Origin of the sequence: Streptomyces sp. Edi2, from assembly GCF_040253635.1 — a bacterium.
GTDB lineage: Bacteria > Actinomycetota > Actinomycetes > Streptomycetales > Streptomycetaceae > Streptomyces.
Genome location: NZ_JBEJGX010000001.1, coordinates 266,883 through 293,826, shown reverse-complemented (window position 1 = coordinate 293,826; position 26,944 = coordinate 266,883). Strand labels below are relative to the sequence as shown.

27 protein-coding genes are annotated in these 26,944 nt (G+C 67.7%); 21 read left to right on the top strand and 6 right to left on the bottom strand.

Annotated elements, in window-relative coordinates:
* Window positions 1-64: 64 nt before the first annotated feature.
* Together ABR737_RS01540 and ABR737_RS01535 are read right to left on the bottom strand one after the other, a co-directional pair.
* Window positions 65-577: a hypothetical protein gene (locus tag ABR737_RS01540; protein WP_350248341.1), complete on the bottom strand. Its 513-nt coding sequence runs from the start codon at window positions 575-577 to the stop codon at window positions 65-67.
* An 850-nt stretch (window positions 578-1,427) separates the two neighbouring features.
* Window positions 1,428-1,562, bottom strand: a complete 135-nt coding sequence (locus ABR737_RS01535; protein ID WP_350248340.1) for a hypothetical protein — start codon at window positions 1,560-1,562, stop codon at window positions 1,428-1,430.
* A gap of 2,274 nt (window positions 1,563-3,836) precedes the next feature.
* Here ABR737_RS01535 and ABR737_RS01530 point away from each other — a divergent pair.
* The 4 genes from ABR737_RS01530 to ABR737_RS01515 all read left to right on the top strand — a co-directional run bounded on the left by ABR737_RS01530 (window position 3,837) and on the right by ABR737_RS01515 (window position 6,971).
* Entirely contained in the window at window positions 3,837-4,295 is a 459-nt protein-coding gene (locus ABR737_RS01530) for a hypothetical protein (protein WP_350248339.1), read from the top strand.
* Window positions 4,296-4,354: 59 nt separating this feature from the next.
* Window positions 4,355-5,218, top strand: a complete 864-nt coding sequence (locus tag ABR737_RS01525; protein ID WP_350248338.1) for an IS5 family transposase — start codon at window positions 4,355-4,357, stop codon at window positions 5,216-5,218.
* Entirely contained in the window at window positions 5,215-5,613 is a 399-nt protein-coding gene (locus ABR737_RS01520; RefSeq protein WP_350248337.1) for a hypothetical protein, read from the top strand. The genes ABR737_RS01525 and ABR737_RS01520 overlap by 4 nt, the downstream gene beginning before the upstream one ends.
* A 362-nt stretch (window positions 5,614-5,975) precedes the next feature.
* Complete coding sequence (locus ABR737_RS01515) at window positions 5,976-6,971, top strand: hypothetical protein (protein ID WP_350248336.1); 996 nt, start codon at window positions 5,976-5,978, stop codon at window positions 6,969-6,971.
* Window positions 6,972-7,171: 200 nt separating this feature from the next.
* Here the strand turns inward: ABR737_RS01515 and ABR737_RS01510 are convergent, their stop codons facing one another.
* From ABR737_RS01510 to ABR737_RS01495, 4 genes are all read right to left on the bottom strand, one after another.
* Window positions 7,172-7,336: a hypothetical protein gene (locus ABR737_RS01510; RefSeq protein WP_350248335.1), complete on the bottom strand. Its 165-nt coding sequence runs from the start codon at window positions 7,334-7,336 to the stop codon at window positions 7,172-7,174.
* A gap of 665 nt (window positions 7,337-8,001) precedes the next feature.
* The gene (locus ABR737_RS01505) at window positions 8,002-8,208 is read right to left on the bottom strand and encodes a hypothetical protein (RefSeq protein WP_350248334.1); all 207 of its coding nucleotides are present in this window, start codon (window positions 8,206-8,208) and stop codon (window positions 8,002-8,004) included.
* A 291-nt stretch (window positions 8,209-8,499) separates the two neighbouring features.
* On the bottom strand, window positions 8,500-8,775 hold the full coding sequence (locus tag ABR737_RS01500; protein WP_350248333.1) for a hypothetical protein: 276 nt from the start codon (window positions 8,773-8,775) through the stop codon (window positions 8,500-8,502).
* Between the two features lie 159 nt (window positions 8,776-8,934).
* Window positions 8,935-9,489, bottom strand: coding sequence for a hypothetical protein (locus ABR737_RS01495; RefSeq protein ID WP_350248332.1), 555 nt, complete (start codon window positions 9,487-9,489; stop codon window positions 8,935-8,937).
* Window positions 9,490-11,095: 1,606 nt separating this feature from the next.
* Between ABR737_RS01495 and ABR737_RS01490 the strand changes: the two genes are divergently transcribed.
* The 17 genes from ABR737_RS01490 to ABR737_RS01410 all read left to right on the top strand — a co-directional run bounded on the left by ABR737_RS01490 (window position 11,096) and on the right by ABR737_RS01410 (window position 26,781).
* Window positions 11,096-11,863: an RNA ligase family protein gene (locus ABR737_RS01490; protein WP_350248331.1), complete on the top strand. Its 768-nt coding sequence runs from the start codon at window positions 11,096-11,098 to the stop codon at window positions 11,861-11,863.
* A 243-nt stretch (window positions 11,864-12,106) separates the two neighbouring features.
* Complete coding sequence (locus ABR737_RS01485) at window positions 12,107-12,481, top strand: hypothetical protein (RefSeq protein ID WP_350248330.1); 375 nt, start codon at window positions 12,107-12,109, stop codon at window positions 12,479-12,481.
* Window positions 12,482-12,779: 298 nt separating this feature from the next.
* Window positions 12,780-13,046 (top strand): hypothetical protein, encoded by a 267-nt coding sequence (locus tag ABR737_RS01480; protein WP_350248384.1) that lies wholly within the window; start codon window positions 12,780-12,782, stop codon window positions 13,044-13,046.
* A 64-nt stretch (window positions 13,047-13,110) separates the two neighbouring features.
* The gene (locus ABR737_RS01475) at window positions 13,111-13,356 is read left to right on the top strand and encodes a hypothetical protein (protein WP_350248329.1); all 246 of its coding nucleotides are present in this window, start codon (window positions 13,111-13,113) and stop codon (window positions 13,354-13,356) included.
* A 123-nt stretch (window positions 13,357-13,479) separates the two neighbouring features.
* Complete coding sequence (locus tag ABR737_RS01470; protein ID WP_350248328.1) at window positions 13,480-13,968, top strand: hypothetical protein; 489 nt, start codon at window positions 13,480-13,482, stop codon at window positions 13,966-13,968.
* A gap of 142 nt (window positions 13,969-14,110) precedes the next feature.
* Complete coding sequence (locus tag ABR737_RS01465) at window positions 14,111-14,527, top strand: hypothetical protein (RefSeq protein ID WP_350248327.1); 417 nt, start codon at window positions 14,111-14,113, stop codon at window positions 14,525-14,527.
* A gap of 292 nt (window positions 14,528-14,819) precedes the next feature.
* A complete protein-coding gene (locus tag ABR737_RS01460) occupies window positions 14,820-15,272 on the top strand; it encodes a hypothetical protein (RefSeq protein WP_350248326.1) in 453 nt (150 codons plus the stop codon).
* Between the two features lie 109 nt (window positions 15,273-15,381).
* Window positions 15,382-15,687 carry a hypothetical protein gene (locus ABR737_RS01455; RefSeq protein WP_350248325.1) on the top strand — a complete coding sequence of 102 codons (306 nt, stop codon included), beginning with the start codon at window positions 15,382-15,384 and terminating at the stop codon, window positions 15,685-15,687.
* Window positions 15,688-15,763: 76 nt separating this feature from the next.
* Window positions 15,764-16,693, top strand: a complete 930-nt coding sequence (locus ABR737_RS01450) for a hypothetical protein (protein WP_350248324.1) — start codon at window positions 15,764-15,766, stop codon at window positions 16,691-16,693.
* 99 nt (window positions 16,694-16,792) lie between these two features.
* Window positions 16,793-18,001: a DUF2637 domain-containing protein gene (locus ABR737_RS01445; RefSeq protein WP_350248323.1), complete on the top strand. Its 1,209-nt coding sequence runs from the start codon at window positions 16,793-16,795 to the stop codon at window positions 17,999-18,001.
* A 331-nt stretch (window positions 18,002-18,332) separates the two neighbouring features.
* Complete coding sequence (locus ABR737_RS01440) at window positions 18,333-20,321, top strand: hypothetical protein (protein WP_350248322.1); 1,989 nt, start codon at window positions 18,333-18,335, stop codon at window positions 20,319-20,321.
* Window positions 20,322-20,532: 211 nt separating this feature from the next.
* Complete coding sequence (locus ABR737_RS01435) at window positions 20,533-21,567, top strand: conjugal transfer protein (RefSeq protein WP_350248321.1); 1,035 nt, start codon at window positions 20,533-20,535, stop codon at window positions 21,565-21,567.
* A 97-nt stretch (window positions 21,568-21,664) separates the two neighbouring features.
* The gene (locus ABR737_RS01430) at window positions 21,665-21,895 is read left to right on the top strand and encodes a hypothetical protein (protein WP_350248320.1); all 231 of its coding nucleotides are present in this window, start codon (window positions 21,665-21,667) and stop codon (window positions 21,893-21,895) included.
* A gap of 11 nt (window positions 21,896-21,906) precedes the next feature.
* Window positions 21,907-22,485, top strand: a complete 579-nt coding sequence (locus ABR737_RS01425; protein WP_350248319.1) for a hypothetical protein — start codon at window positions 21,907-21,909, stop codon at window positions 22,483-22,485.
* 11 nt (window positions 22,486-22,496) lie between these two features.
* Window positions 22,497-23,306, top strand: a complete 810-nt coding sequence (locus ABR737_RS01420; protein WP_350248318.1) for a cell division protein FtsK — start codon at window positions 22,497-22,499, stop codon at window positions 23,304-23,306.
* 77 nt (window positions 23,307-23,383) lie between these two features.
* Window positions 23,384-24,157 (top strand): hypothetical protein, encoded by a 774-nt coding sequence (locus ABR737_RS01415; protein ID WP_350248317.1) that lies wholly within the window; start codon window positions 23,384-23,386, stop codon window positions 24,155-24,157.
* 2 nt (window positions 24,158-24,159) lie between these two features.
* Window positions 24,160-26,781 (top strand): ATP-binding protein, encoded by a 2,622-nt coding sequence (locus ABR737_RS01410; protein ID WP_350248316.1) that lies wholly within the window; start codon window positions 24,160-24,162, stop codon window positions 26,779-26,781.
* Window positions 26,782-26,944 lie beyond the last annotated feature (163 nt).

The following is a 26,944-nucleotide window of genomic DNA, read 5'->3' as shown; positions in this document are numbered from 1 at the left end:
GGTCGGAAGGGTCGGCAGCAGCTGGGCGCGCCCGTGGCAACCGGCCGCGGCAGTGCCGACCAGGTCAGTAGGAGGCGAATCCGAAGAACAGCCAGCCGCGGTGCTCCAGCGGTCCGCCTGCCAAGGGGACGTCCAGCTCTCCGGAGACCAGATAGCCGGAGCGGGGGTGGGTTCGGTACATGCCCTGGATCCCGTACGCGGGCTTCTCGCCTTCCTTGAGGTCCCCGCTCTGCTTGAGGGCCACGATGGCGGCCTCCTCCTTGGTCTTGAATCCCTGGCGGGTCTCGGGGATGACGATGCGGACTCTGCGCCGATCGGTCAGTACTGGTATGGCGCCCGCAGGGCCGCACTTGTCGGCGAGGAGTGCATCCTCGCCGACAACGAGTTTCGAGGCGTACTCCTCGGCCTCATCCAGTGACATCGGAGTCTGCGCGACGACCTTGTAGAAGCGCTTCTCGGCGATGGTGCCGGTGTATCCGCCGTGGCCGTGCTCGTACTCGGCGTCTTCGACGGCGTCTCGGAACGCGTGCTCAACCGCGGTTCCGTCCTGGTAGACGGAAAAGTACTCGGCTCCCATTTCGGTCCTCTTTCTCTGTGCTCCTCTACGCAACATCGCGAGTTCGGCACCGCATCGGAAGGTACGGCCCGTTCATCGGCTGTGGGCGAACCCCATCGGACGTCCTGGGCGTCTCCGCGATGTAAGAGCCGATCAGCGGCCAACCCGCTCGTCGCCTACTCCCCGAGGCATCAGGCCAATCAGACCCCGGGGAGCGGACGGAACTTCGACGATCGCACCCTGGAGGGTGCAGAAGACGAGACCGGAGGGTCAGGCTTCGCCCCAGTCGGCCGGGCACTGTGCGAAGTATGTGAAGACCGGCCCCGCGTCGTCGAAGGTCACGGTCACACTCGTGACGTCCTTGGTGATGTACACAGGCTGTTCTCCGTACGCACTCTGGATGTCCTCCTCGGTGAGCAGGGTTACGGTGCGCAGGTCAGCCTGGCCGATGCCGAATACGCTGACGCGGACGTACTTGTAATCGATGAAAACCTCCAGTGCCGGCGTGACGGGGTCAGAGGTGATGCAGTTATCCCTTGGCGAGGGCGAGCGTCGCTGAGCGGCAGCCCGCCTACGCGCGACAGCCCGCCCAGCGTCCGGCAGCTCCCCGAGGCGTCAGACCTCGGGGAGCCGATGTGAGTTCGGTGATTACGCCCCGCCAACGAGCCACCCCCTCTGCGCACCAAATCGGCGCAACAGCAGCACGGAGAGTCCTACGCTTCAACCTCGATCAGGGCGCGGACGCGCTCCGAGACCTCTACCTGGGACGTGCTCGGGACATTGCCCCGAGCACCACAGACAGGTCGGAGAAGTGCGGCACCGGCGTGGCGCGAGGCCGCAGGGCCGGAGTGCGTACCGGCCCTGCCAACGGCTACTTCATCATGCATCGGGCCGGAGTCTTGCTGGCCGGTGCGAAGGTGTACAGCTCACACGGACCCACGAACCATGCTGCGGCCGAGGCGATCAGTGCGAGGACGGCGATGATGCCGAAGATGTAGGTCTTCATGAGGACTCCTGGGACTCGGTGGCAAGGCGTCGACAACAAGCATTAATTTACTCTAGTTCGCGCGCTCGCGTCAAATCTTAGGCGTCGTAATTTGTGTCGGCTGATGCCCGTGCAACCGCAGCCGCGCGCCTCCGAAAGGCCATGGCCAGCTTTCGGTGCCGGGCACGGGAGCGCACAGTGTTTTCACCGCGCGCTTGGTGCAACGCGACGTGCAATACCTCTAACGGGCTCTGATCGGCGCCATTTACACAGGTCAGGAGCGCAACGCAGTGGCCTGTTGCATCCTGAGTTGCACCCGCGGACTGGCTGTGTTGTGGCCGTGGGGCCATGGGCAATGTGCAGTCCGATGGACAGAGCGAAGCCGCTGCCTGTGGCAGTGAATCTCGAGTGATTGCCACAAAGTCGGGCCCAGTCGGTTCGCGTGATCGAAGTGGCAGCGTCCCCTGGCACGCGCACCCAGCCAGCGCAAGCAGGGGCGCCGCCGCTCCTCTTGGTGTTGGCGTCCGCCACCGTTGGACGGCCTCTGGGCCAGGTGAACCCGCAGCCTCCCTACACGGCTCCGCACAGCGCCGCGATCTAGTCTTCGGAGAAGGCGGATAACTCACGCTCAGCACACTCCGACTGAACAACCCGCGCCACCGCTGCACCGCGGTCGACGGGCTGCACCAAGTCGGCGGCAGGTGCCGACGCATTTCCTCCAGTGCTCCGACCACCGTCTGAAATCTCCTCCCACCTGAGCGCCTTGCGATCCGGGCCGAGCAGCGCGCCAACGTCCGTAGGGGAACCCGACCGCCATCCCACGATCGGCAGCTTCGGTCACCTCCTACGGTCAGCACCGCTCGAGATCAACCGGCATACGGCAGCACAAGCCCAGAGCAGCAGACGGCGCACGGGCGTTGTAGCAGAACGTCGCAGGCACGTGAACAGCAGCAGCGCGCCCGCACGGCCCGGCCACACCGTAGCGGTAGCGCCGAAGGCAGTGCCGTTCCAGATGGCCGACGGCAGCAGTTAAGCCGATCCCCTGGCCAGACGTCCGCACCGCGCCAAGGGCAGCAGCGCATGCAGGAGCCTGGCTGGAGTGAGCCGCGCACCGTGGCCTGATGCAGTCGGCCGCAGCGCCGGCGCCCACCGTGCGGAACCAGGTACGGGACGTCGGCCCATGCGGGCGCTCTGCGCAGCTCCCGTCGGCACCCGGGACGAATGCAGTCGGCGGTACAGGCGCCGCCACCCTCGGCTTGCCAGAGCTGGGCCACGCACCTGCAACACGCGTCGGTGGAACGTCCTCGACGGGGGTTCGTACAGGTCAGACCGCAACACAGCTCAGTGTTGCGCTTCTACGTTGTGGAGCCGGCACCCTGCGTTGCACCTCAATCTCAGCTCCGGTCAGGGGCGGCGGGAGCACTCATTGGGGGAGGCTGCGAGGCATCGAACGCCGTCGAGGTACCCCGGCCACCCACAAACGCAGTGCCTCCCGCTCACGGGTATCCAACCTTCTGCCCCACGGCCTCGCGAGGTGTGACCTGAACTTCACGGTGGCCGGCGTCAGCGGGCTTGTGGGGACACCAAGAGCGATGAGGAGCAGCACGGTAACGCAGCAGGACGGTTCGGCAGCAGGCAGCACTGCGCTCGAAGGGCAGCGTCCACACTGAGCAGCACACGTAGCACTCCCGAACAGCAGCGGACCACAGGGTTCAAGCAGCAGCCCCCCAACTGTCCCGGGAAAACAGCAGCAGAGAGCGGGTAGCCAGTTCTGCGGTCAGAAGGTAGCCACGGGGTCGGTGTGGCAGCGTGAGACAGACGCAGCGGACCGGCCAGGAAGGCTGATGGCATCAGCCCGTTCGGCACGTTCTGGCCGATGAGCTGGCAGCGGCGGCTCCGCAGGCCCGAGACTGCGGGCCGTGGCGTGCGTAGAACCGGCCATCCTTGACTCGACTTGGAGCCGGCCGAGTGGCGCGGCTCGGCAGCGAACTCTCGGCAGTAGGGCCGGCCTCGACGCACCGCAAGCGACGGTCGGCGGGCCATGAAACCTGGAGCAGACGCCGACCCCGCCGGGCGCTCACGAGTTACGCCGCACATCGGGAGCCCCGGGACCCGACAGCCATTGCGGGCGCCTGATCATCACACGCGGGACCGCGGCCGCTCCGCCACGCCCGAAGCCTCACCGGCCGCAACTTCTGAAGCGGGCGACGCATTAGATTTGACTCAATGGCGCAGAAGGGAGTAAATTAATTTCAGAGTCGAGGGGAGCCCCGGCCGCGAACCCAAGGAGCCAACATGCAGCGCAGCCTTCGCCGCCACATCGAACGCGCCGTCAACAAGACCCTGACCCCCGACTCCACCGCATACGGGGTGGGGATGGCGGGCGTGCTCCTGCTCTTCCCGGACGACGCCTTCGCGGACGCTCCGACCTGGCACCCCGGCTCCGGCTTCGAGAACTGTCTCGCCTACTCCTGGTTGCGCTCCAACGGCGACGGCACCGCGACTGCTGTGGTCGCAGGCGTCGGCCCGAAGGAACGCCCGGCATACGACGGCGGGGAGTGGACTGAGGCAGAGGTGTGGACCGTCACCGCGAACGAGGAGCGTCTGTTGGATGTCTCCTCGCTGTGGGACAACCCGCACCGGATCACCTGGATGCTCGATGAGGAAGGCGCGGAAATTCAGCGCGAGCCCTACGCAACCCACCCCATCGCGGCCGTTGAGAGGGCGTTAAGTCCGATATTCCTCGGTTTGTGATCGCTCGATCGTGGTACTGATCGCGGCACGGGCCATCTGGTGGGCATGTCCATGTTGAGATGCGGGGGGTGAAGAGAGAGCCGTACCTCAGCGACTTATCGGACGAGCAGTGGGCGTTGATCGAGCCGATGATCACGGCCTGGAAGCAGGACAGGGTGGCGCGGTCGGCGACCGGAGATCCCGGGTCCTGCGACCTGAGGGAGGTCGTGAACGCTATCTTCTATCAGAACCGGACGGGCTGTCAGTGGCGCCTCCTGCCACATGACTTCCCGGCCTGGTCGGCGGTGTTCTACTACTTCGACCTGTGGCGTGGGGACGGGCTGGACCAGCGGATCCAGGAACTCCTTCGCTGCCAGGTGCGGGAGAAGGCCCGCCGATTAGAGGACCCGTCCCTGGTGGTCATCGACACCCAGTCCGTCCGTGCCGCAGCGGGTGTCCCGAGGACCACGACGGGGCTGGATGCGAACAAGAAGGTGTCGGGACGCAAGCGGGGACTGGCCGTCGATGTTCTGGGGCTGATCATCGGCGTCGTTGTCCTTGCCGCCTCCGCGCACGACAACACCGCCGGCACCGCACTGCTCGACCAGGCGGCCGAGCGGTGCGGAAACCGTCTGGAGAAGGCCCTGGTGGACCAGGGCTTCAAGGACGACGTCATCATCCACGGCGCCCTGTTGGACATCGACGTCGAGGTCGTCCGCCGCAACCCCGCTGACCAGGACAAAGGATTCGTCCCGCAGCCGAAGCGCTGGGTGGTCGAGCAGACGAACGGCACCTTGATGCTGCACCGGCGCCTGGCCCGTGAGTACGACCACCGGCTCGACGCCTCCGCCTCCCGCGTCTACTGGGCCTCCACCGCGAACATGGCCCGCCGCCTCACTGCGCCCACTCCCACCTGGCGCGACACCCCCGGGCTGGCCGTGTGAACGTCTCCGAACTCCTGGCCGACCTTCAGGCCCAGCAGGAAGAGGCCACCGCCCGGGCCGCAGAACTACGCAGCCAGATCGAGCACCTCACCGCGGCCCTGGCCGAGAGCGAAGCGCGACTCACAGATCTGGCCACCACCCGAAAGATCATCACGGAGGTCACACCAGCGGGAGCCGAACCCGATCCACCCGAGCCGAACGCCACATACCAGGCCATCGTGAACGCCTTCAACCAGCACCCCCGCCAGCAGTTCCGAGCTCGCGAGCTGCACGAACTCCTCCACATGCCCACCGACGAGGCATCCGTCAACATCACCCGCAGCCGCCTCGCCCGCCTCACCCGCCAAGGCTTCCTCACCCAACCCGGACGAGGCCGCTACCAGAAACGGACTTAACGACCTCTGAGTGCGCACCAAGTGGCCGGTGAACGGCGGGGCCGACCGACATAGCGGCTGCAACCCTCCGGCCACCACCTGCGGCATCTGGCCGCCTCTCTCGCCGACTGGCCACGCTGCCCGTCAAGTGCACCCGCGACACTGCCCGCGCCTTCTGCCTCGTCGCCGACAAGGCTTCGACGCGGTCTTGCCCCTCTGCCCGCCGTGCCCGTCGACCGACCGCGGCCGACCGCGCCGCCTTAAAGGAAGCCACTCTGAACACCTGGAACTGGAACCCCATCGACCGCGACTCCGCCCGCATCCCCGAACTCCGGGAGAAGTTCACTGTCTGCCGGCGCCGCGACACCGCCCCTGCCGGCCGTGTGTGGACCAAGGTTGACCCGTCCGAGGCATGGGCCAAGTACGACGATCCCGCCTGGCAGGCTTACATCAGCCTCGCCGCCGACTCGGACCGCATCCAGATCACCTCCCAGTTCGACCGCAGCGGCGTCTTCTACGAGCTCGCCCGCACACCCGTGAAGGTACTGGTCCTATCTGCCTGGATCACCGAGGACGGCACCGTCACCGAACGGCCGGAGACCATCCACAACGCCAGCTGGACCGAAGCCTTCGAAGGCGACTGGGACCGGCACGCCATCCGCGCCGCCCAGTGGATTACCTCCGTGCCCAAGCCCGGCGACCCGTTCAACTACACCCAAAGCCACCGCTTTCAGGAGGCCATGAACCGGGCCACCGTCCGGCTGAAAAGGTGGGCGTACGCGCGGCTGGAGACCTCCGGAGTCCCCATGCGCTGGCACATCGAGGACCACCGCATCCGCCTGCGTCATGGCTGCTATTGCACGCGCGTGCTGCTTACCGGATCCGACTTCGAAGCGGTGCGCGATGAGTGGATCGGCGGTCTGCCCCGCACCCGCCGCCACGTGATCACCGAAGACCGGTTCCGCCGGGCCGTCAACCAACGTGGCAACGTCGTCTACCTCAACAAGATCAAGGCCGGTCCAAGCCTGCTGGAGGAACTCCGCCACGAACTCTCCAAGGACGCCATCCCGCAGCCGCGTCCCGCACCGTTCCGCACCCCCTCATGGGTCGCCTGGACCTGCCCGGACAGCGGCAACGAGCGACGCGGCGTGGTCGTCGGCGAACGCCTGAGCAGGTCCAAGGTCGTGGCGGTGTCCATCCTGCCCGACGACGGGGGAGAGGAGATCGAGGCCCACATCGTGGGCGACGTGGGCACGCTCAAGTCCTGCGGGAAGATCCGCGAGGGAGATCCGGGCACCGTCACCCCGGCACCAGTCCCGTCGCTGGATGTGCCCGGGGGTCCTCTCGCTGGTGACACCCAACCGCGCGGGTCTGCCTGAGGAATCAAGCCGAGCAACTCCGAGACCACGTCCACTCCCCTGGCCGTGATTGGCTCCAACACTGCGGCGGAGCGCCTGATCGCGAGGTCGGTCAGCCGGTACACGGGAGCTACCCAGGCGAGCCGAGACGTTGGCCTTTCCCGCCTGCCGGCGGCGGCTGATGTCAAGGTCGTACGACTCGTGCCGAAAACTGCGGGTGCTCACGCGCGGCTCCGCTCAGCGGCGTTGAAAGCGGCGGCCTCGGCGGTGCAGACGTCGACCACGGGCCCCGTCAGGCGCCCGGCCCGCCAGGAGACGCGCAGGCCGGCGTCGAGGTCGAGGAGGTCGGCGCTGGTGGCAAGCAGCCGCTTCTCCCCGCGAAGCAAGCGTCAAACGCGGCGTCAGGTGTGACCACGGTCGGCATGCCCGCACGGTCGGCGACGAGAACGGAACTCTCGCCCAGCGTGGTGAGCGCCCGCAAGTGCTCTGGTGTCACGACATCCGGCGCCCACGCCTTCGGAACGTCTACCGTCATCTGCTCCCCCTGGCCTCTCTCGGGTCGTCCTGACGAAGTCATCAAGTGGGCGAGCGACATGCTGAACTTGTCCGCCGGGCAGAGCCACGAACAGTTCACCGGCGGCATGCTCCCTACGACATCGACTCCTGCCTGCGCGACGAGCGATCGTCGCACCGCAAGAGCGGCGACAGCCGGGCCCCGGTGGCAGGGGGACACTAAGTGCGGCGCGCTGCCCCCTGTGTGGTCGGCCCCGCGATCAGGCCCAGGCCAGCCCCGCCGGTGCATTCAGAAACACCGCAGCAGACCTACCGGGGATCGGCCAGGTGCGGCGGTGGGTCAGCTATGGGGAGTGAGCCCCACCGCGGCAGGTGTGCCGGCAGCCCCGCCGGGTCGATAGGGCCAAGGAGGGTGTGGACCCATCCGCAGGCCCGGTCTCCCGTCCAGTCAGCGGCGCGCCCAAGGGCGGTATGCACGGGCGTACGAACGAGGTGGATTGGTCTGGCACGACGACTATGCAGGGCGCGAGGGTGCGTGCTACGTCGGGCCGTACAGCTTCGCGAAATTGTCGATGCGCAGCGCGCTGCGCATCGTCACGGGTCGCCCGCGCCTGTCCCTGCCGAAAATGTCGAACGCCACGCGCGTTCCGTCGTCATCCGTCCAGATGCGGGTCACCTTGACCCATCGGCTCCGGCCGTCGACATGGCGGTAAGCCCGGTGAGTTTTGACTTCAGCGATGTTCATAGTCCTCGATTCGTTTCTGGTGGTGGGGGTGGAGCGTGCGTGTCCCGGAACGGGCTCTGGAGTCGGGTCGGGGGCCGGGCCCGGCCCAGATCACCTCCAGGCGCACGCCCCGGGCTCGTCGGGCCGGGAGCTGGGCGCCTGGCATCTTCCAGCGGGCCGAGTACCGTCCTTGGCCGACGCGAAGGCGTACGCCTCGCGCGGAGCGGCGAACCAAGCTGCGATCGAAGCGATGAGCGCGAGGGCGGTGAAGATGCCGAAGAGACCGGTCTCGTTCCTCGGTACGGTCCGTGATCACTCAGCAGGGGGCTGGCGGAAAGCCATCAGAATCTCGCGCCACAGACGCATACCTCCCTTGCGGGGATGAAGGACGACGATGTCGACAAACAGCAGCGGCGCGGCGAGACACCACCACATAAATCCGGACTGTCCCGTTGACCGGGCACGGTCCCCGATGCGACCGGCCGCCATCACAAGCGCGACGTATCGGTTGTGAAGGTAGCCGGGCAGCCCATTCCAGCACGCCACATACCCGGCAACGAATCCAGCAGCGATAGTGATAGCCAGCATTCGCCCTCCCTTCAGCCTGCGGTAGTTCCGCACGGCGCGACGAACCAACGCCTCCTAGATGAGGAAGGTCCTTGTCCGGAGGCGGGCGGTGCAGGCCAGGCTGGCCGGGCCTCCGCGCTGCCCCAGCCCGGCGAGGGGTTGGGGCAGCACGGGGAGCCGTCAGCCGCCGTCGGTGCTGTTCGTCCAGCCGTGTCCGTTGCCGCACTTGAAGGTGTGGTTGGACAGCAGCTGGAAGTCGCCGCGGTCGTCCCAGGCGTGCGTGCCCTCCACCGGGGGTTCGCCGCACCGCCAGCAGGGCTCCCGGCCCACCAGCTCGTACGCCGCCAGTGGACGGGGCTCGGTGGACCGTGACTTCCGTTCCGGCGCCGGATACACCGGCTTCGCCGCCAGGAGCGTGGCCAGGTGATCCATCGGGGGCGGCGGCGAGTACACCGTGTCCGGTGCGCCCCACCGCCGGATCCGGACCGACCAGTTCGACGTCGGCCCCCAGCACAGCGGCCCTGCAGCGATCCACACCCCGAGGCCGACCACGAGCGCCATGGCGGCCGCCATCCACAGCGGCACCATCAGCACGCCGTACGCGACGATGCTGAACAGCACCCCGGCCACCCACGCGACCATCACGTCCGCGTGCCACACGGTGACCGCGGCAGCCAGTGCGATCGGCCGCTTCACCGCGGCCAGCAGACGGCTCCTCTCCTGTGTCACCGCCATCACCTGACGATCATGTGGTCGGGGTGGCCGTTGTTCATGTTGTTCGCACGGCGGTTAGCCATGACGATCTCCTTCTTCTTCACGAACCCGGGCCAGCCCCCGGATTCTTGGCCGACCCGCAGTGGGCGGCGCGGTGTACGGATTGGAAGAGCGGACAGGCGGTACCGCTGAACGCCCGGGGCCTGACGGCCCCGGAGTCGGATCGCGGTCAGGCGCGGTAGACGGACGGGCGGACGCCAGCACGGAGTTCGCGGATGATCGAGCAGGGGCCCTTGGTGGCGCAGTACACGTCTAGTGATGTGCACCCTTGGGCCGCACAGCCGTCAGCGTCGTCGCGTGAGGCGCGCGAGGTCACTACGGGTCATGTGTGGGGTGGTGACGCCGAGGTCACGACGTAGCCGCTCCCACTCTCGGTACTGCACGGTCCATCCGTCTGCGACGGGCCTCGCCGAGTGAGCGTCGGACCAGCCGGTACCAATGACCATCTGCTCGCCGCAACCGTTCGGGCACGGGCCGTTGTAGGTGGCGCGGCCTCCGGGGCGGAGCTTCTCGAACGGACGACCTCGGGGATCGAATCCAATTTGGATGGTGCCGCCTTCGGTGGCGAGGTAGACAACCTTCCGACACTTCGAACAGTGGAATCCGTGCGTGAAGCGGACGCCGGTGATGGTGATGGTCCAGCCGTCCCGATGGACGTGAGGTACCGGCGAGGGGAGAACGCCGAGTTCGACATACGTGCAGCCTGGCTCTGCACCCCATGCAGCCGGCGGGATACCGGGGCCTGCGAGGGTCGCCTTCCCTGATCCCTTGCACTGACCGTAGTTGGATGCGGCGTACGGGAAATCGTGGACAGGGGCTAAACCAGCGCGGGTCGGCTTGATCGGCATGAGGCAGTGGGCGCAGTGGGCTCGGGCGGCTTCGGTCAAGGCAGCTCCTATGTGTTCAGCAATGGTGGAAAGGTGCGCGATAGCGGGCAAGCGTGGCGATGTCCGTCGACCCATCTGTGGGTTCTGGGCAGCGGACCTGCATCGAGGTGGGCTTCGTCGAGCGGCATTGGCGGCCGCAGCGATCGTCTGGTTTCTCGCTGTGCGTCGCGACGTTCCGCGACACCACTCGCACGAAGCTGTGACGCTTAAGATATCACATGAATGGCCGGGAAAGTGCACCCCGTCCCCAACCGCCAGCCCCAGCCCACACGCGTTCGCGCACCCAATAGCGGCCACGACACGGCAGCCATCGAGCATCCAGCCAACGCGACCACACCTTGGACTCCGCGACGCCCGAACAGACTTCCCGGAGACCCCCGGGCGACTTCCGAACGCGACCAGGCGACGGCATTGCAGCGCACACCTGGGCAGCAGTCGGCATCGACGGGCGCAGCCTGGGCCGGAGGCCGACTCGGTCGCGCCGAATCCGGGGCGCAGCACGACGCCCAGTCACGCCCCGTCAGCAGGTGAACGTCACGAGGCGCCCCAAGGTGGAGGCGCTTCAGATTTGACATATTGGCGCACTTGAGAGTAAATTCCTTCTTGTTGGTGGGGAATCCCACCGCCGCCGGCACTGCAATCAGCAGCCGGGGATTACCGAACAACCCCTGGGAGCGCTTGTGATTGACATCCGCACTCTCGACCTCGCCGCCCTCAATTCGGCGACCAAGTACCCGCCGATCTTCACGTACCACGAACTGGACCCGAAGAACGGCAACTTGCTCGACGAGGTCACCGCGTTCACCGGCGACGTCCATCTGACCGAGAAGGTCGACGGCACGAACGCCCGCATCATCAGCTTCCCGGATGGCAGCTACATTCTGGGAAGCCGCGAGGAACTGCTCCACGCACGCGGCGACCTGATCCTCAACCCCAAGCTCGGCATCGTCGACTCCCTGCGCTCCTTGGCCGACCGCATCACCCCGCCCGGCGCCGGCATCCGCGTGCACTACTTGGAGGTGTACGGCGGCAAGGTCGGAAGCGCGAGCCGCCAGTACACCGGCGACCTGACGATCGGCCACCGCCTCTTCGACGTCGCCGAGATCCCGCTGAACGTCCTGGACCAGCCGCTCGCCTCCATATCCTCGTGGCGGGAGAACAGCGGCCAGCGGTACCTCGCCGAGGACGAACTCGCCCGGCTGGCCAAGACGGAGGGCGTCGAGATGACGCCGCGCCTGGCGACTGCGGAAGCAAATACCCTCCCGCGTGACATCGACGGGATGCTCGCCTTCCTGCGCGGCCACCTGCCCACCACGCGCGTCGCCCTCGATGATGGTGCCGGAGGACGCCCCGAGGGCATCGTCCTGCGCACCTCAGACCGCTCCGTGATCGCCAAGGCCCGCTTCGCGGACTACGAGCGCACCATTAAGCGCCGCGCCAAGCGGTGAACTCCCCCGAAGGGGCGTTGAGGCAGCCACCGAGGCCGTCTCAGCGCCCCTTCGGCATTCAAGCCCCCTGTCATGCAACAGGCGGCCCAACGGGCAATGCGCAGCGACTTAAGCGACTCAACCCGAGAAGAGCCAAATGAGTGCGACGCTTAATGTTTGACATCATCGCGCACATACGAGTAAATTAATGGCTACCGGGACAGCGGAACGGCCGCCGATCCAGATACACCGAGGGGCTAGCCAATGAACACGGACTCCGCGAACATCGCCGCCGACCTCCGCACGGCCTACGCCCACGTCAGCGGCCCCGGTTCGCTCGACCCCGAGCGAGTGGCGGCGGCAGTCGAGCTTCTAACGAAGGCTCACCAGGCGCTCGTCGAGCGTGACGCGACCGAACGGGCCTCTGCGTCCCGGCGCTTCGACCGGTTGGCGATCGCCTGGCGCCAGCGGGAGCACGGGCACACGCGCATCGTCCGCCGCGCCCTCTCGCGAACTTCCCTCGTCGCCCAGGACAGCAAGTTCGATGGCCTGTACTTCATCGCATCGATCTGGCCCCTGGCCGATGTCATCCAGTGCCTGGAAGGGACGCACGACTGCCTGGCCTACCTCGCCAGCTGAGGTGAGTCCAGATAGGAACCCGGCGCCGCGCTGTCGCAAGCGGGGCGCCGGTCGCATGGGGGTACCCCCTCCGCTAGCGCCCGCCCCGAGCCGTAGGGCCACCGCCGAGCATGCAGACGACTGACGCCCAAGGGGCGCGGAATGCCTCACCCTTGCCACACCAGCAGCAGCCGCTTCCGCATGTTCGACGCTTAATATTTGACTTGAGCGCGCACTTGCGAGTAAACTAATGACTATCGGGGCGGCGCTGGCCTCTCCGGTCACACCGCCACCAACTCCAGGGAGTCGCGCCTTGACCGTGCTGATCGCCGAGACCACCGCCCCGCTTCCGGCCCCCGTCCATTCGCTGGACGTGACGGAGTACGAGCGGATCACCTGCGACCAGTGCGACAAGCCCTCCCCGTACTTCGACGACGGAGACGGCGACCACGACGCCCAGGACGCCGGGTGGCATGTCCTGGACCGTGACGAGTGCGGCTGCCCGGTCCAGTGCCGCGACTGCGCCGACGAGTGGTGCGGCTACCGCGACACCAGCCCCCGCCTGGTCGGCATGCGCGTCGTCTGACGCCCCTGGCGGTCCCTATCAGAACCGCCCCGCCCGACCCTCACATCCCCACAACGGAGGCCCCATGAGCATCCAAAGCGACCCGCAGCAGTTCGACACTCTCATCGAGACCGCCACTCCGGACCAGCTCCGCGCGGCGCTGCGGGCAGTGCGCAGCGAGATCGCGTACGTACAGCAGCCCCTCACCTATACCGACTTCCCCACCGACGGCTCGCCCTCTCCTGAGACCGAGGTCAGGCACGCGGCGCAGCGCGAAATGGGCGAGGGTATCGACGGTGTCGTCCGCGCCGCCCTGCTGGCCCGCCCGTAGGTAGCGCCTGGCGCTACCTGGCCCCGGCAGGGCCCAGAACGGCCCGCCGGCGCCGGGACACCACCGCCCCGGGCTGGCCCCGTCCGCTTTGCCCCGACCACATGCGATCCCCTGGAGGGCTACATGAGCATGGAGCTACTGTCCGTCGACGAGCGTGTTGACAACGGTGTGAGGTTCCTGGACCACTACGGACCGTGCGGCTGGCGCGGCCGGATCGATACCACGGTGCTCGACATCGACTCGGGCCTGAGCTGTGTTGTGGGCCAGTTGTACGACGACTGGGAATTCGGCCAGGCTGAATTGGGGTTGCGCGACTGGACCGACGACGCAATCTTCTACGGCTTGTACCCCGTTCAGGACGGCGAGGCCGAAGCCCTGACGGCGTCCTGGCGCGCTGTGCTGCTCGGTGCCCGCGCACCCAGCCTGCTGCCGCGCGTTGCGGAGGAGTCCGATGTGCTGCACTGGCAGTGTGGCTGGCAGACCGCCTACGGCATGCCGTGGGAGGAGTACTGCGCGGCCCCCAAGGCCGTGGGAGACGACTACTGCCCTGAGCACGAGCGGGACTTGGCAGAGACCTATCCGCACCTGAGGCGCTCAGCAAGGGCCGCTTGATCCTGCGCACCACTGGCCGCCACACACAAGTGAGATTGCGTCCCTTATGATTTGACGTACGGAACTTATGAGAGTAAATTAGTGCTCATGAGGGAGGGCGCGGAGGCCCCCCGAACTTCCGGCTTCGAGAGGGTTCACCCACATGAGCGTTCACACCGAGTCCCGCCTCTTCCGTCCGGCCGCCCACCGCGCCGTGCCGTTGCTGCGCTTTGCGACTCTCGCCCTGACTCTGCCCGCAATGTTGAGCGACGTGACGCCTCTTCTGGTGGTGGCGTTTGTGGGCGTAATGGGCCTCGGCCTCTGGATGCTGGCCTTCGCCATCTACCCCGATGGTCGCAGCCGAGGACGCTCCGTCGCCTCGAAGCTGACGGCTCTCGCCCTCCTCATGGACGGACTGGCCTTCCTGACCGTAGCGGGACTTATCCTCGGCGTCCTGATCAACGGCAGCCTGGTCGCCACTCTGATCACCCTGCCGGGGCTCGCGGCCGTGGGCGTCTTCGCCGTACTGCGCATCATCCACCGCAAGATCTACCGGGCCGTCCGCCGCGCTCGCTGGTGACGTCCGTGGGGCTGCGCCCGGCGCAGCCCCCACCCGCCCGGGTGCCCCGACACCAGACCGCCGGGGCGCGGACCGCGCCACGCCGACGAAGACGTACCACCTGTGCTCCTCTTCCCCAGCAACTGAGACATTCCACTTCCTGGGGCCAACAGAAGGTCGGCCCGGGTTCCGCCCTACCGAGAAGAGGCCCGTCATACCCGACAGCCACAACATCGAAGCACTGCCGCACGACCACCGCCAGGGCCTTCCCAAGCTAACGTTCAGCTCCGAACTCGACCGCCGGCCAACTCTCGTGACGTTTCGCCCGACGTTCAGCTACGACGGTCCTGCCTCGACGGTCAGTCTCACCGCCGACGTCGCCACGCGATTCCGCATCTCCCTGAACTTTTCTGTCCACTTCCGCAGCGAGGACAGCACACGCTGGGAACTGCAGTACATCAAAAGCAAGCAATCCCAGTGCCTGGCTTCCGTCCAGGCTGTCCGCGACCGCGTGGCTGAACACGTCGCGCTGATGCTGCAACAGAACCTCGACCAGCTCCAGCCCCTGATCGCGGCCGCACGGGAACTCGGGGCCGCACGGGCGCTGCAGGACGTCTACCGAGCTCGCGAAGACCTTGCCCGCGCTGCCGCACACGAGAATCGCGCCATGGACGTCCTTGCCACGCTCGGCGTCAGCGAAGACCGCGCGGCCGAGGTGTCCACACAGCTGCGCGCCAGGACAGGGGCTCGCCTGGGCTACCTGTAACCGGCTGCCAGACGTTCACCGAGGCAGCCGGGAGCTGAGGGACACCAGTGCCGTCCTCCATCCATACGCTGCCGTCGGCCGCGTTCAAAACCCTACGAAGGAGGCCACTTTGGCTCGCAACATCGGCATGGGCCCGAGTACCCCGCTGTACCGCGCCGCGATCACCGCCACATACACCGACGAGACCCAGCTCATCAATGACATGAAGCGCTATCGCGCCAACAACGACACGCTCTTGCGCAACGGCATGACCCTCACTTGGTACGAAGGCCCGTACAACGCCTCGGGCAAGGCCCGCAGTCGCTCCACGATCTGGAGCAGGGTCTACGCCGCGAAAGGCGGCAGTGCCAGCGTCGAGTGCCACCTGGAGATGTGCGAACCGCAGTGGCAGCGTCTGCCCTCAACCTCTGAGTAAGAGAAAGTAGACACCGCGCCCACTTGTGAGTAAATTAGACGTGATGGGAGCGTCATCTCGCCCTCCCCTGTCCCCCATGGAGATTCCTTTGACCAGCTCACACGACCTGGAGCAGGCGTTCGCAGACCTGCCCAGCTCGATTACCCGGAAGGAGATCGCCAGCGCGGCCCGCCGCCCCGAAGAGGGCGTGCAGGACTGGATCGACGCCTACGACGACTTCCCGCCCGTCGTTGGCCGGCGCGGCAACCACCCCTGTCGCGACCGCGACGGAGTACTCGCCTGGCTTCTGGATCATCCGCACCTGTTCACCGAGAAACGGCGAGGGCCTCAGGACATTGCGCAGCGCGCACGTGCTGCCTCGCCTGAACTCCTCGTGACGGTGAAGGGTTTGGCCGACGCGCTCGGACTCGCCCGAGAGGCTGTGCAGTACTACACAGCCACTTTCACGCCGGAGAAGACGACTGACCCCTTTCCGCCGGCCGCGCGCCAGGGGCGGACCACCGTGCGTTCGTGGCCCGCGGTTCGCTCCTGGCTCCTTCGCCGTAACGACCCGCTGCCGAGCGGTGAACTTAGGTGGCCGGAGCTTCGCTCCTGGCTTCTGGCCGTGTATGAGCAGGAGAAGGACGAGCCTGTCCAGCTCCACGACGAGCACGGACTGAGCCTGGCTCAGCGCGACGTTGTGGAGCGCGTTCGTGTGGCGGTCGCCTCCGGCCATAGCGTGCATGCCCAGTGGGCATCCGAAGTTCCCGGACTCAATAGGGCAAAGGCCGCCGCCGCACTGTCCGCGGGGGCAGGCCCGGTGCTCTCGCAGCGCCTGGCACCCACCGCGCTGGCACGGGAGCTCGGCATCAGCATCGGCAGTCTGCGCGGTTTCGAACGCCGCTACCCGGACTGGTGCCGCGACCCGTTTCCCGCGAAGGACGGCAGCGGCGCCCGCGACGTCGAAGAGGTTCGCGCATGGCTCCGCCGCGGCGACTTGCTGCCTGCATCTGAGGATGCTCCGTAGGGGGAGCTTGTCCACGTCGCCCACGGCCGACCCCGCCTCTGTCCACAGGCGCCGCTCCGCACACTCCGTACGTACGGAGTGATCAAAGGAGTGAGCGGCGTGGTGCCCACCTACAACCGCAGCGTCAGGCTGACCCGAACGCAGCGTGCCTTGATCGCAGTCGTCGTGCTCGGCGCGATCATCATCGCTGCCATCGGATTTTCCGGGTCCTACGCCGCGGTTCGAGATCTCGCCGAACGCAAGGGCTTTGGATCCTTCTCGGCGTACTTCCCGATCGGTGTCGATGCTGGCATCGCCTCGCTGCTCGCCCTGGATTTGTTGCTCACGTGGCTGCGTATCCCGCTGCCTCTGCTTCGTCAGGCCGCGTGGCTGCTGACCGTAGCGACGATTGGCTTCAACGCCGCGGCGGCCTCCGACGTGATCGGTGTTGCGATGCACTCCACGATTCCGCTGCTCTTCGTCGTCTCGGTCGAAGCCGCACGGCATGCGGTAGGCCGGCTCGGCGCGATCACCGCAGACCAGCACATGGACGGGGTCCGCGCCGTCCGGTGGGTTCTCTCACCGCTGCCTACGTTTCTGCTCTGGCGCAAGATGCGGCTGTGGGAGCTCCGGCGCTATTCGACCGTCATCCGTGACGAACAGGACCGCCTCGTCCACCAGGCCAAGCTGCGCTCGCAGTACGGCCGGCAATGGCGGCGCCGTGCCCCGATCGACCAGATGTTGCCGCTGCGCCTCGCGCGGTTCGGCGTGCCCCTGCGCCCGGGCTCCCCCGCGGCCGGCGCCCCGGGCCCTACCGAGGTTCTCCCGTCTGGCTCCGAGGATCACGCGGAGGAGCCGGCCGGCGCAGCAGCCGAGCCGCGCGCTGCCCTGACTCGAGGTAACCCCCGCAGTGGTGCTGCTGCCGAAGCGGCGGCTGACGAGCAGCGCCGGCACCGGGAACAGCACAAGGACGATGAGAACTCCGCGCGTGAGACAACCGTCCAGGGGACACCGCGTGCTGCCCCGCGCCCCGCTGTTGACGACAGCGCCGCCACTCCGCCCGGCAAGACGCAGCAGAAGAACGACCCACATGTGGCTGAGGAGCTCGCTGCGGACTCGCAGGCGCATCGTGATGCAGTGGCGAAGGCGCGGACGAACGCTGATGCGATCCGCTACGCCCTTGGCGCGAACGCCGGTGCCGACGACAGCGCGATCGTCACCTGGCTCGCGCGCTTCGGCCGTACGGTCAACCGCGGCCAGGTCTACAAGGTCAGGCAGCAAGCCGAGAAGAAGCGCCTTCAGCTTGCCGTCGCTGATAGCCACGAGTAGCCGCCTGCCGCCGCGCCCGTTGTTGCCCTGCCGGAGCCGTCAGGGCAACAACGCACGTCGTGCTGCTTCAGCTGCAGCAGCGGCGCCATGAGCTGCTGGCAAGGGCAGCACGCACAGCAGACGGCTGCTATCGCGGGCAGCGGGCTGCTGCGTTCGCAGATGAGGTGTGCGCAGCTGTACGCCGCGCCCGTGCTGCTTCTTGCCGGACGAGCCATTGCTTCCGTCCGTGCGCTTCTCGCGTCTGTCCCTTGTCCACAGGACCGCGGTCTTAGCGTCCGGTGATCTCCCGGCTGGCCGGGGTGGCACGAGACAGGACCCGAGGAGCGGACGCATGGCACGTACGGAGCTGGATCGGCAGATCGAGGAAGGAGTCGAGACCGCCGCGACGTTCGTGGGACGTTTCCTGAGCGGCGCGCCACTGACCGATCAGCCGCGCGCGCCGGGCGGGTTGCCGCGTTGGCAGCATGTCGTGCTGCGCCTCGTCCTGCTGGGCTGGGCGGGCTGGGCCGCGTGGTCTTGGTGGCGGCTGGGGGAGCACGAGCGGGTGATCTGGTGGTCGGCTGCCGCAGCCGTGGTCCTCGGCCTGGTCATCGGTGTGCTGCACGTCCGTGGTCGTGCACGTCGTCGGCACATGCAGACTCTGGTCGTCCCACTGTCCCTGGCGTTGAAGGAAGTCATGCCGGCCTGGGACGACGCCCAGCGGCTGGCCGCGGTGACGATCCCGCTCGACCGGTCGTTCGTGAAGATCGCCCTGCCGGACGGCTGGCACGGGCAGGACGGCCACAAGGAGATGCTGCGGGAGTTGGTCCACGCCCGGCTCGGCGGTCAGTGGTCTGGGGAGTGGAACCTCAAGCGCCACCCGTTCTACGTGCTCTTCCAGCCGCAGAAGAAGAAGGTCACCTACGAGATTCCGGACCGGGTGGACTTCTTCGCGCCCGAGGTGCAGCAGGCTATCGGCCAGTGCCGGCCCGGTCAGTTGATCCTCGGTCTGGACGAGCGGTCCGAGGGCCTGATGAAGGAGATGACCGGCGAGAGCGCCATGTGGGGTCTGTCGGTGGGCTCCGGTGGCGGTAAGTCGAGCTTCCTGCAGATGATCATCACGCAGCTCGTGGCCCAGCGGGCCACCGTGATCGGTATCGACGTGAAGATGGCGTCGATCAACTGCTTCGAAGGTGTCGAGGGAATCCACCTCTACAACGACCCGGGCAATATCGGCGACATGCGGGCAGCCATCTCGTGGGCTGCCCGGGAAGTCGAAGCGCGCAACTACGTCAAGCAGCAGAATCCCAGCAAGGATTTTGACCGGCTCACCCTCATCCTGGAGGAGGGGAATGAGTTCGGTGACGCGTCAAAGGAATGGTGGAACGAAAACAAGGAGAAGGGTGATCCGGCCAGCGACCCGATCTGGGGCGACATCGCTTCCATCATGCGCATGGGCCGCCATGTGAACGTGACGATCATTGGCGTCTTCCAGGACCTGCGGGAATCTGCAGTCGGCAACCGCGGCCTGCGGAATATGTTCCGCCTGCTGATGCTGGGTAACTTCAATGCCAATCAGTGGAAAATGATTGTGAACACGAGTCCGGTTCCTGAGTCCGTCGACAAGGCGGGCCGGATGCTCGTCATTGAGGGCAACCGCCGCGTGTGGATCCAGGTCCCGTACGCCGAGCCCGACGCCTTTCGCGACCACTGCATCAAGCTGCGCGCCGAGCGCGGTTACTCCACCGAGGACCTGTACGGTTCGCCTCCTGTGCGCAGCCCGCAGCGGCTGCCCTCCCTGCTGCAGGTCTCCCGCCCGCTGTTTACCAAGCAGGCTCCGCAGGACGTCCAGGAGACCGCGGACGCGCGGCCCGCTCTGGAGGGGGATTCCGCAGGTCAGGACCGCAACGCGCAGGAGCGTTTCGATGAGCGTTTCACTGCCGCGGAGGAGGCCCGTTGCAGTGAGCCGTCCAGCGACGCCGCCGGGGCAGGCGATGAGGCCGCGCCGGCTGTCGGGGGCGGACCGGCGGAGTGGGAGGAAGCGTCCACGGTGCCTGAGACCAGTCCGGAGTTGCTGACGCTGGCGGAGATCTCCCGGCGGTTCGCCGACCGCGGGGTGCAGGTGAACGCCAACACCATGCGAACGCACAAGCTGCGGCGCGCAGACTTCCCCGTCGGCGCGATGCAGGACGACGGGAAGGAGCGGTTCACGATGGCTGCCATCGCCGCCTACTACAACCTCGGATGGGGCGAAGAACCCGAAGAGGGGAGCGCTCAGGAATCTTCCGAGGAAGGTCCACCTGAAGGGCATGTGCCCCTGAAGGAAACGCGAGGGCAATAGCAGTTCCGGTCCTGACATGGCCGCGAAGGGAGCTTCCCTTCGCGGCCATTGGCATGTGCGTCGGCATCCAGGCTCCGGGGCGCTGGACTTTATCCACAGGCCCGCGCTCATAGCTTTCTCGTGTGAGATTCCCGCCGCAGAGCGCGAGTGTGAGCACCTTTCGCACCCGCCCGGCTGGAGCCGGATATCGCGATGGGCCGAGGAGCAATTCATGAGCACTTTGCGGAAGATGCTGAATCTTCCCGCCAAAGAACCCAAGGGCGGTGAGCACAAAGCCGACGCGCCCGGCGAGGACGCACCGTTCGAGACCCTGCCAACGCCAGGAGCGGCACCGGCGGAGCCGAGCTGGAGCCACGGGGGATGGGCTGAGGAGACCGAGTCTTCGGGCCGCTCCTTCGCCCGCCGGGCCGGCCGTGTCGCGATCTGGGCGGTGATCGGGCTGGCCGCGTTCACCGGAGTGCGCAGCTGGGTGTTCCCCGCCAAGCCGCCTGCCGTATCCCAGCAAGCCGACCCGCAGAGCGAAGCACGCAAGCACGACGTGCCGACCGAAGAGGCGCAGCAGGTCGCCGCTCGCTTCGCTCGCTCGTACATGACGTGGAGTTCGCAGGCTCCCCAGCTGCGGGCCAGGGACCTGGCCATGGACCTGCCCAAGGACGCCGATTTGAAGATGGGCTGGGATGGTCAGGGGGCGCAGGCGGTAGCGCAGACGATTCCCGGCAAGGTCACGCAGACCGGTGGGAAGCACGCCCGGGTCGTGGTCGATGTGCGGGTCAGCTCCACGGTCAAGGTCAAGAAGAAGGACGCCACCGTTTCTCGGTGGCAGGGCCTGGAGGTGCCCGTCGCACAGGTCGGCGACCGGGTACTGGTCACCGGTCAGCCCGCTCTGATCGGCATGCCGACTGCGGCTTCCTACTCACCCAGGTCCGAAGCGGATGCCGATTCGGCGATGGCCGGGCGGACTCGGCAGACGGTCAAGGACTTCCTGGATTCCTGGGCGGCCGGCAACGAGGGTCAGACCGCCGCACCCGGATCGCATATCGCCCCGCTCGGCAGCGGTATGTCCCTGGATTCGCTGGACAACTGGGCGGTCGACGCCGGGTCCGGCGACAAGCGGGTCGGCACCGCCACGGTGCGCTGGAGACTCGCCGGCGCCCAGCTTCAGCAGACCTACCGGATCACTCTGATCCGGGTCTCCGCCAGTAGCGGAGCCCGGTGGCAGGTCCAGCAGGTGAGTGCCGATTCCTGAGCTCTGACAGCTGCACCCTGCACAGCGCGGCCGGCGGTGTCCCCGGCGCCCTCCCCTCCTTCCCGCTCACCTTCAACTGCAAGGGAGTCGCTGCACCATGGGCGAAACCAACCCCCTCGTCTCGTGGATCCTGACCACGGTCGGATCCCTGTTCATCGCTGTCCTCGCCGTGCGGGCCTTCGGCCACTGGGCCAAGAAGGAGCACGGTGCGCTGATCACCCACATCGTGGGCGGCGCCGTCGTCGCGTTCTTCATCTTCAGCTCCACCAAGACCGTCGCGATTCTGAAGATGCTGGGCGAGAAGCTCGCCTCCGTCTTCACCGGCTGACCGGGGCCGGCATGCGTACCACGCACACCTACTCCCGGCACTGGGACATCGAGACCCGCCAGCACGAGCTGCTCGGTCTTGATCTCGGCGAGGGGCTGCCGCGCACCACCCTGCGCTATGGCGCCGTCATCTTCCCTTTCTACTGGGGCGGTTGGCTGCTGCTGTTCGGCCTGCCGGCGCAGTCCCTGACCCCGTTGTTCCTGCTGCCCCCGCTGGGGCTCACCTACTTCGGGGCGAAGCGTTCGCTCACCTACTGGCGGCGCACCAATCTCCTTCTCTGGGCGATCCGCCTGAACTACCTGCACACCGGTGTACGCCCCGTCATCGGCCGCGGGCGTATCCCCTCACCCAAGCCCGGCCTGAAGCTGCGCGCCCGGCGGCTGGGCGAGCAGGTACCCCAGCTCGCCGACCTGCCCGCCTTCGCGCCCCTGCTCGCCAATGAAGACGTCCAGGACGCGGACCGGGCCGAGTCCTACGGGCCGCCGGCCCGCATCCGCCCGCGCCTTCGTGCCTACGGACCCGACGCCGTGGCCAAGGCACGCGCCAAGTACCGCAAGAAGCAGCGCCGTTCGAAGAGCGCTGAGAAATGAGCCGTCCCACCATGCCCCTGAACACCCTGCGCGGCTCGGTCCGCTTCAACGACCCTTTCACCCCGCCCCTGCTGGCCGGCCACGACCTGCTGATCGGACTGGCCAGCGGCGACCAGCCGGTGACTCTACCCGTACACACCGGGCACGTTCTGGTCGCCACCGGCGCCGGGGGCGGCACCACCACGGTGCTGCGGGCCCTTTCCGCCCAGGCACTCGCCCGCGGCGCCCGCACCGACATCATCGACCTCACACACGCCGAACACACCTGGGCGCGGGACCTGCCCCTCGCACGGCACCTCAACGATGTGGCCGCCGTCCACGACTACCTCGTGATGTCTGCGGCAGACCTCAGCGGCGGCCCCCGCGGCTCGGCCGATGGTTGGGGCGAACGCCACGTCCTGGTCATCGAGGAACTCGACGGCGTCATCGACGCGCTGCGCCACTACTGGCTACGCACCCGGCCGGAGACCCAGCTCGAGGAAGCCCCGGGTGTGGAAGCGCTCGCGCTGCTGCTGGCGTCCGGCCGCGCCTGCGGCTGGACGGTCCTGGCCGGGGACACCGGCGGCGGTCTGGCGGTCCGGGGGCCCGTGAGCTACCGATCCTTCTCCACTCGGATCCTCGGTCACGGCAGCCAAACGCTGTGGCGGCGCCTGGCACCCGGCGCTCAGGCGCCAGCGACCTCGCCGGGCGCCGGCCGGTTCCACGTGATCGACGGTAGCGAGGCCACCCCGTTCCAGGCCCTGTACCTCACCAGCGCCGAGGCCCGGGCATTCGCCCGGTCCGCCGCCGCCGACGTCGCCGGCATGCGGGGGTCCGCGTGAGCGGGCCGCACCCGACGGGACCGCGGGTAAGGCTTGACGATCTGACCGCCGATGCCATCGATCAGGGGCCGGGCCCCTTGCTCGGCCTCACAGACGGAGCCGCCCCGGTCTACCTGGGCCCCGCAGCCGGCCACACCCTGCTGGTCGCCTGGCCGGGTCTGGGCGCCACGATGGCGCTGCGCACGCTGGCCGCGCAGTATGCCCGACGCGGGATGCACGTCGATGTCCTGGATGTCGCCGGCCAGCACACCTGGGCACGCGACCAACGGCGCATCCATCTCTACGGGGATGCCACCGCCGTGCACCGTCACCTGTACCACCTGGCCGCCCAGGTACGCGGGCAGCGCTCGGGCGCGCCGCGCGTCGTGGTGGTCGAGAGCGACCTGACGATCAACGCCCTGCTGCGGTTTCGGCACTACCCCTTTCCTGGCGGCACCGGACTGGACGCCCTCACGGCAGTACTGGGCGCCGGCCGGTTGTACGGGATCCGCGTCGTACTGGCCTGCCGGGCCGTACCCATTCCGCTCGCGCATGTGGCCCGCAGCCTGTTCACCACCCGCCTGCTGGCCGCTCCCACCCCGCGCACATGGCACCTGGTGGGGACACCGGGTGCTGCGCCGCCGCAGGACGAACCCTTTCGCGCCGGACAGATGCACCTGATCAGCAGCAGCGGTGACAGCCCCGTGCAGCTCCTGCAGCTGACCGGTCTCCAGGCCGCCCAGCTGGCCTCCACCCAAGCCCCCGCCCCCGCCGACGGCCTGACCCGACCGCTGCGGCGTGCAAAGGGCCGGCCGCCGGCCGCCGCTCCGGCCGCCTCCACTTTCCAGATGCCGCGTACGCAAGGAGATTGACGATGAGCACCACCAGTAAGGCGGCCAAGAAGTCCGTCTCCCGCTTCGGCCGGATGCTCGGGCTGGGCGCCGAGCGCATGATGAAGGAGCCGAAGCTCGTCGCCCTGGCGGACGGACTCGTGGTCACCGACACCGCCGCCGAGGCGTGGTATGTCCTGTCGGCCTCGAATACCGATTTGATGCCTGAAGCGGTGCAGGACGCCGAGCAGGACGCTGCCGGCCTGGCTCTGGCCAAGGTGCTGCCCGGCTACGACTGCCATCTCAAGGTGATCTGGGCGCGTTTGGACGGCGAGATCTACCGCGAGGAGGCCCGGAGGATCTTCACTGCCGGCGATGTCGAGGCGGTCGCGTCGATGTGGGCGGAACGCCTGGACGCCCTCGACCTGCCGCAGCGTCACATCCTTCTCGGCATCCGCATCGCCGAGCGCGACTCCGCCACCAGCGCCACCGTCAAGAGCGCCACCAGTGACGCGCTGGGTATTGGCCGTACGGGGCTGGAGAAGGCGGAGCTCGCCCAGCTGGACGCGCTCGCCCGCCGCATGGAGCGGCGTCTGGAAGCCACTCCGTGGCGAGCGCGGATCGCGCCGGTCGAACTCTTGGCCTGGGCGATCAGCCGCGAGTCCTACCGTCCTCAGCCCGCCCCGCCCCGTCTGCCCACCGTCACTGGCGCCTCCCTGGTGCGTCTGACGCAGTCCAAGGCCATCCCGCACGCCGACCATGTGCGGCTCATCGACGGCCGCGGGCAGACCGCGGCCTGGGTGTCGGTGTTGGCGATGCCGGAGTTTCCTGAGCAGATTGTCACGCCCGGCGAGCAGGAGTGGTTGCGGTGCCTGAGCGAGATCACCTACACCCACCCCGAGACCGGATTCGATGCCCTGGTGTGTCCCGAGGCCAGCGTGCGGTTCACGGTGTGGCGCAAGGGCCAGGCGATCAAGGCCGTTGACAAGGTCCGCCAGAGCGCCAAGGAGCAGCGGCGCTCGGCTGCCGAGGGGAGCGCCGGGGAGACCTTCGCGGAGACGGAGGAGACCGAGCTGGTCATGGAGGGACTGCGCAAGGGCATGTCCCGCGACGGCCGCACCCTGCTCGAGGACCACCCGCGTCTGATCGTCGTGTCCACCGAGTCACTGGAGGACTTGCGCGCCCGCACCGACGCGGTCATCGGCCACTACGCCGGCCTGTCGATCGATGTGACTGTCGCCTCCGAGGAGCAGCGCGAACTGTGGCTGGAGTCCCAGATCGGGGACATGCTGCGCGTCGATGACCTGCGGCACATCCGCACCACCGACGCACTCGCCGCGAGCATGTTCTGGGGTGGGAGCGAGGCCGGTGACGACGAGGGGCCGATCATGGGCCTGCTCACCGGAACCACGCCCGGGGTGTGCAGGATCGACATCACCGCCGGCAGTGCGAGGGGCGACGCGACCACGACGGCGTTCGTGGGGCGCAGTGGCCGAGGCAAGACCACGTCGATGATGCTGGCCACCCTCATCGCGGCCTTGAAGGGCAGCTTTGCGTTGATGCTCGGTTTCAAGGGCGATGAAGGAGGGTTGGTCAAGGCGGGCGAGTATCTCGGTCTCGCCTCGCACCACGTCACCTGCGGCAGCGAAACCCCGGCCGTCGCAGACCTGTTCCGGCTTCTGCCGCAAGGTGACGCCGCGCTCCAGGTGGTCTCCCAGCTTCTGATCATCCTGCCCGAGCGGTTGCGCAATGCCGGCGTGGAGACGCGGCTGCTGCGTGCCTGCAACGAGATAGCCGCCCACTCCGACGCGGCGACCTGGCGCGTCGTCGAACTCCTCAAGAACAGCGCCGATGAGCTGGCTGCCGAGGCTGGCGAGGCGCTGGAAGAGCTCTCGCGTACGCCGCTGGGGGCTCCGCTGCTCGGTGCCCCGCGTCCGGGCGCCTCCCCTCTACGTCCCGAGCCGGGTCTGTGGCTGGTGCAGGTTCCCGGGCTGACGATGCCGCAGATGGGCACCGCACCACGCGACATGACGATGAACGAACGCGTCTCGCTGGCCCTCATGCGGGGATTGATCGCGTACGCATTGAACACGTCGGCTCGGCCGGACCTGCGCGATCTGCCCAAGGTCATCTCGATTCCCGAGGTGCACGTCCTGACCGGCACGGACGATGGCCGCAGGTTCGTCGACTACATCGCACGTACCGGCCGCGCCCTCGATACCAGCCTCGCCATCGACACCCAGGACCCCAAGAGTCTGCTGGGCATGGACGGTGTGCTGGAGGCGATCACGACGGTCTTCGCGTTCGAGCAGAGCACCGCCTCCCAGCAGGACGCCATGGCGGAGCTCCTGCGGCTGCCCGTCGGTGAATCGACCCGAGCCCTGATCCACGGTGTCGGCAAGACCGCGCACGGCGAGATCCGGCACGGCCACTGCATCGTGCGTGACCGCCGGGACCGGGTCGCCACCATGCAGGTCGACGCGCCCAGCGCCGAGCTCCTGCGCGCGCTGTCCACCAACCCCAAGGACCAGGCCGAAGACCACGAAGCCGGGGACACCACCGGCCCTGACCTGCGCAAGGACGACGCCCCGCCTGGCCAGGACGAGGAGGCGGAACCGGCCGACTCTGTCCACAGCCCGGGGCCTGCAGCATCGGAATCCGCATGACACCGATCCGCTGTGGCCCGGCTGTTGCCGACCGCGCCGTGCCAAGGAGGCAGCCTCGCATGACGATTCATCGCCGGGACCGAGCCGCGGCCGCCGCGGCGATGCCCCGTTCAGCGGCAGCCGGCTTCGGTTCCTGCCACGCCGCTCCATCCAGTGGCCTGGT

What these genes read in the sequence shown, in the direction of transcription:
- ABR737_RS01525 (WP_350248338.1), top strand. Translation starts at nt 4,355, where the DNA reads ATGCGGGGGGTGAAGAGAGAGCCGTACCTCAGCGACTTATCGGACGAG.
- ABR737_RS01450 (WP_350248324.1), top strand. Translation starts at nt 15,764, where the DNA reads ATGGAGATTCCTTTGACCAGCTCACACGACCTGGAGCAGGCGTTCGCA.
- ABR737_RS01530 (WP_350248339.1), top strand. Translation starts at nt 3,837, where the DNA reads ATGCAGCGCAGCCTTCGCCGCCACATCGAACGCGCCGTCAACAAGACC.
- ABR737_RS01410 (WP_350248316.1), top strand. Translation starts at nt 24,160, where the DNA reads ATGAGCACCACCAGTAAGGCGGCCAAGAAGTCCGTCTCCCGCTTCGGC.
- ABR737_RS01505 (WP_350248334.1), bottom strand. Translation starts at nt 8,208, where the DNA reads ATGAACATCGCTGAAGTCAAAACTCACCGGGCTTACCGCCATGTCGAC.
- ABR737_RS01540 (WP_350248341.1), bottom strand. Translation starts at nt 577, where the DNA reads ATGGGAGCCGAGTACTTTTCCGTCTACCAGGACGGAACCGCGGTTGAG.
- ABR737_RS01500 (WP_350248333.1), bottom strand. Translation starts at nt 8,775, where the DNA reads ATGCTGGCTATCACTATCGCTGCTGGATTCGTTGCCGGGTATGTGGCG.
- ABR737_RS01435 (WP_350248321.1), top strand. Translation starts at nt 20,533, where the DNA reads ATGAGCACTTTGCGGAAGATGCTGAATCTTCCCGCCAAAGAACCCAAG.
- ABR737_RS01470 (WP_350248328.1), top strand. Translation starts at nt 13,480, where the DNA reads ATGAGCATGGAGCTACTGTCCGTCGACGAGCGTGTTGACAACGGTGTG.
- ABR737_RS01475 (WP_350248329.1), top strand. Translation starts at nt 13,111, where the DNA reads ATGAGCATCCAAAGCGACCCGCAGCAGTTCGACACTCTCATCGAGACC.
- ABR737_RS01420 (WP_350248318.1), top strand. Translation starts at nt 22,497, where the DNA reads ATGCCCCTGAACACCCTGCGCGGCTCGGTCCGCTTCAACGACCCTTTC.
- ABR737_RS01485 (WP_350248330.1), top strand. Translation starts at nt 12,107, where the DNA reads ATGAACACGGACTCCGCGAACATCGCCGCCGACCTCCGCACGGCCTAC.
- ABR737_RS01440 (WP_350248322.1), top strand. Translation starts at nt 18,333, where the DNA reads ATGGCACGTACGGAGCTGGATCGGCAGATCGAGGAAGGAGTCGAGACC.
- ABR737_RS01535 (WP_350248340.1), bottom strand. Translation starts at nt 1,562, where the DNA reads ATGAAGACCTACATCTTCGGCATCATCGCCGTCCTCGCACTGATCGCC.
- ABR737_RS01465 (WP_350248327.1), top strand. Translation starts at nt 14,111, where the DNA reads ATGAGCGTTCACACCGAGTCCCGCCTCTTCCGTCCGGCCGCCCACCGC.
- ABR737_RS01425 (WP_350248319.1), top strand. Translation starts at nt 21,907, where the DNA reads ATGCGTACCACGCACACCTACTCCCGGCACTGGGACATCGAGACCCGC.
- ABR737_RS01430 (WP_350248320.1), top strand. Translation starts at nt 21,665, where the DNA reads ATGGGCGAAACCAACCCCCTCGTCTCGTGGATCCTGACCACGGTCGGA.
- ABR737_RS01495 (WP_350248332.1), bottom strand. Translation starts at nt 9,489, where the DNA reads ATGGCGGTGACACAGGAGAGGAGCCGTCTGCTGGCCGCGGTGAAGCGG.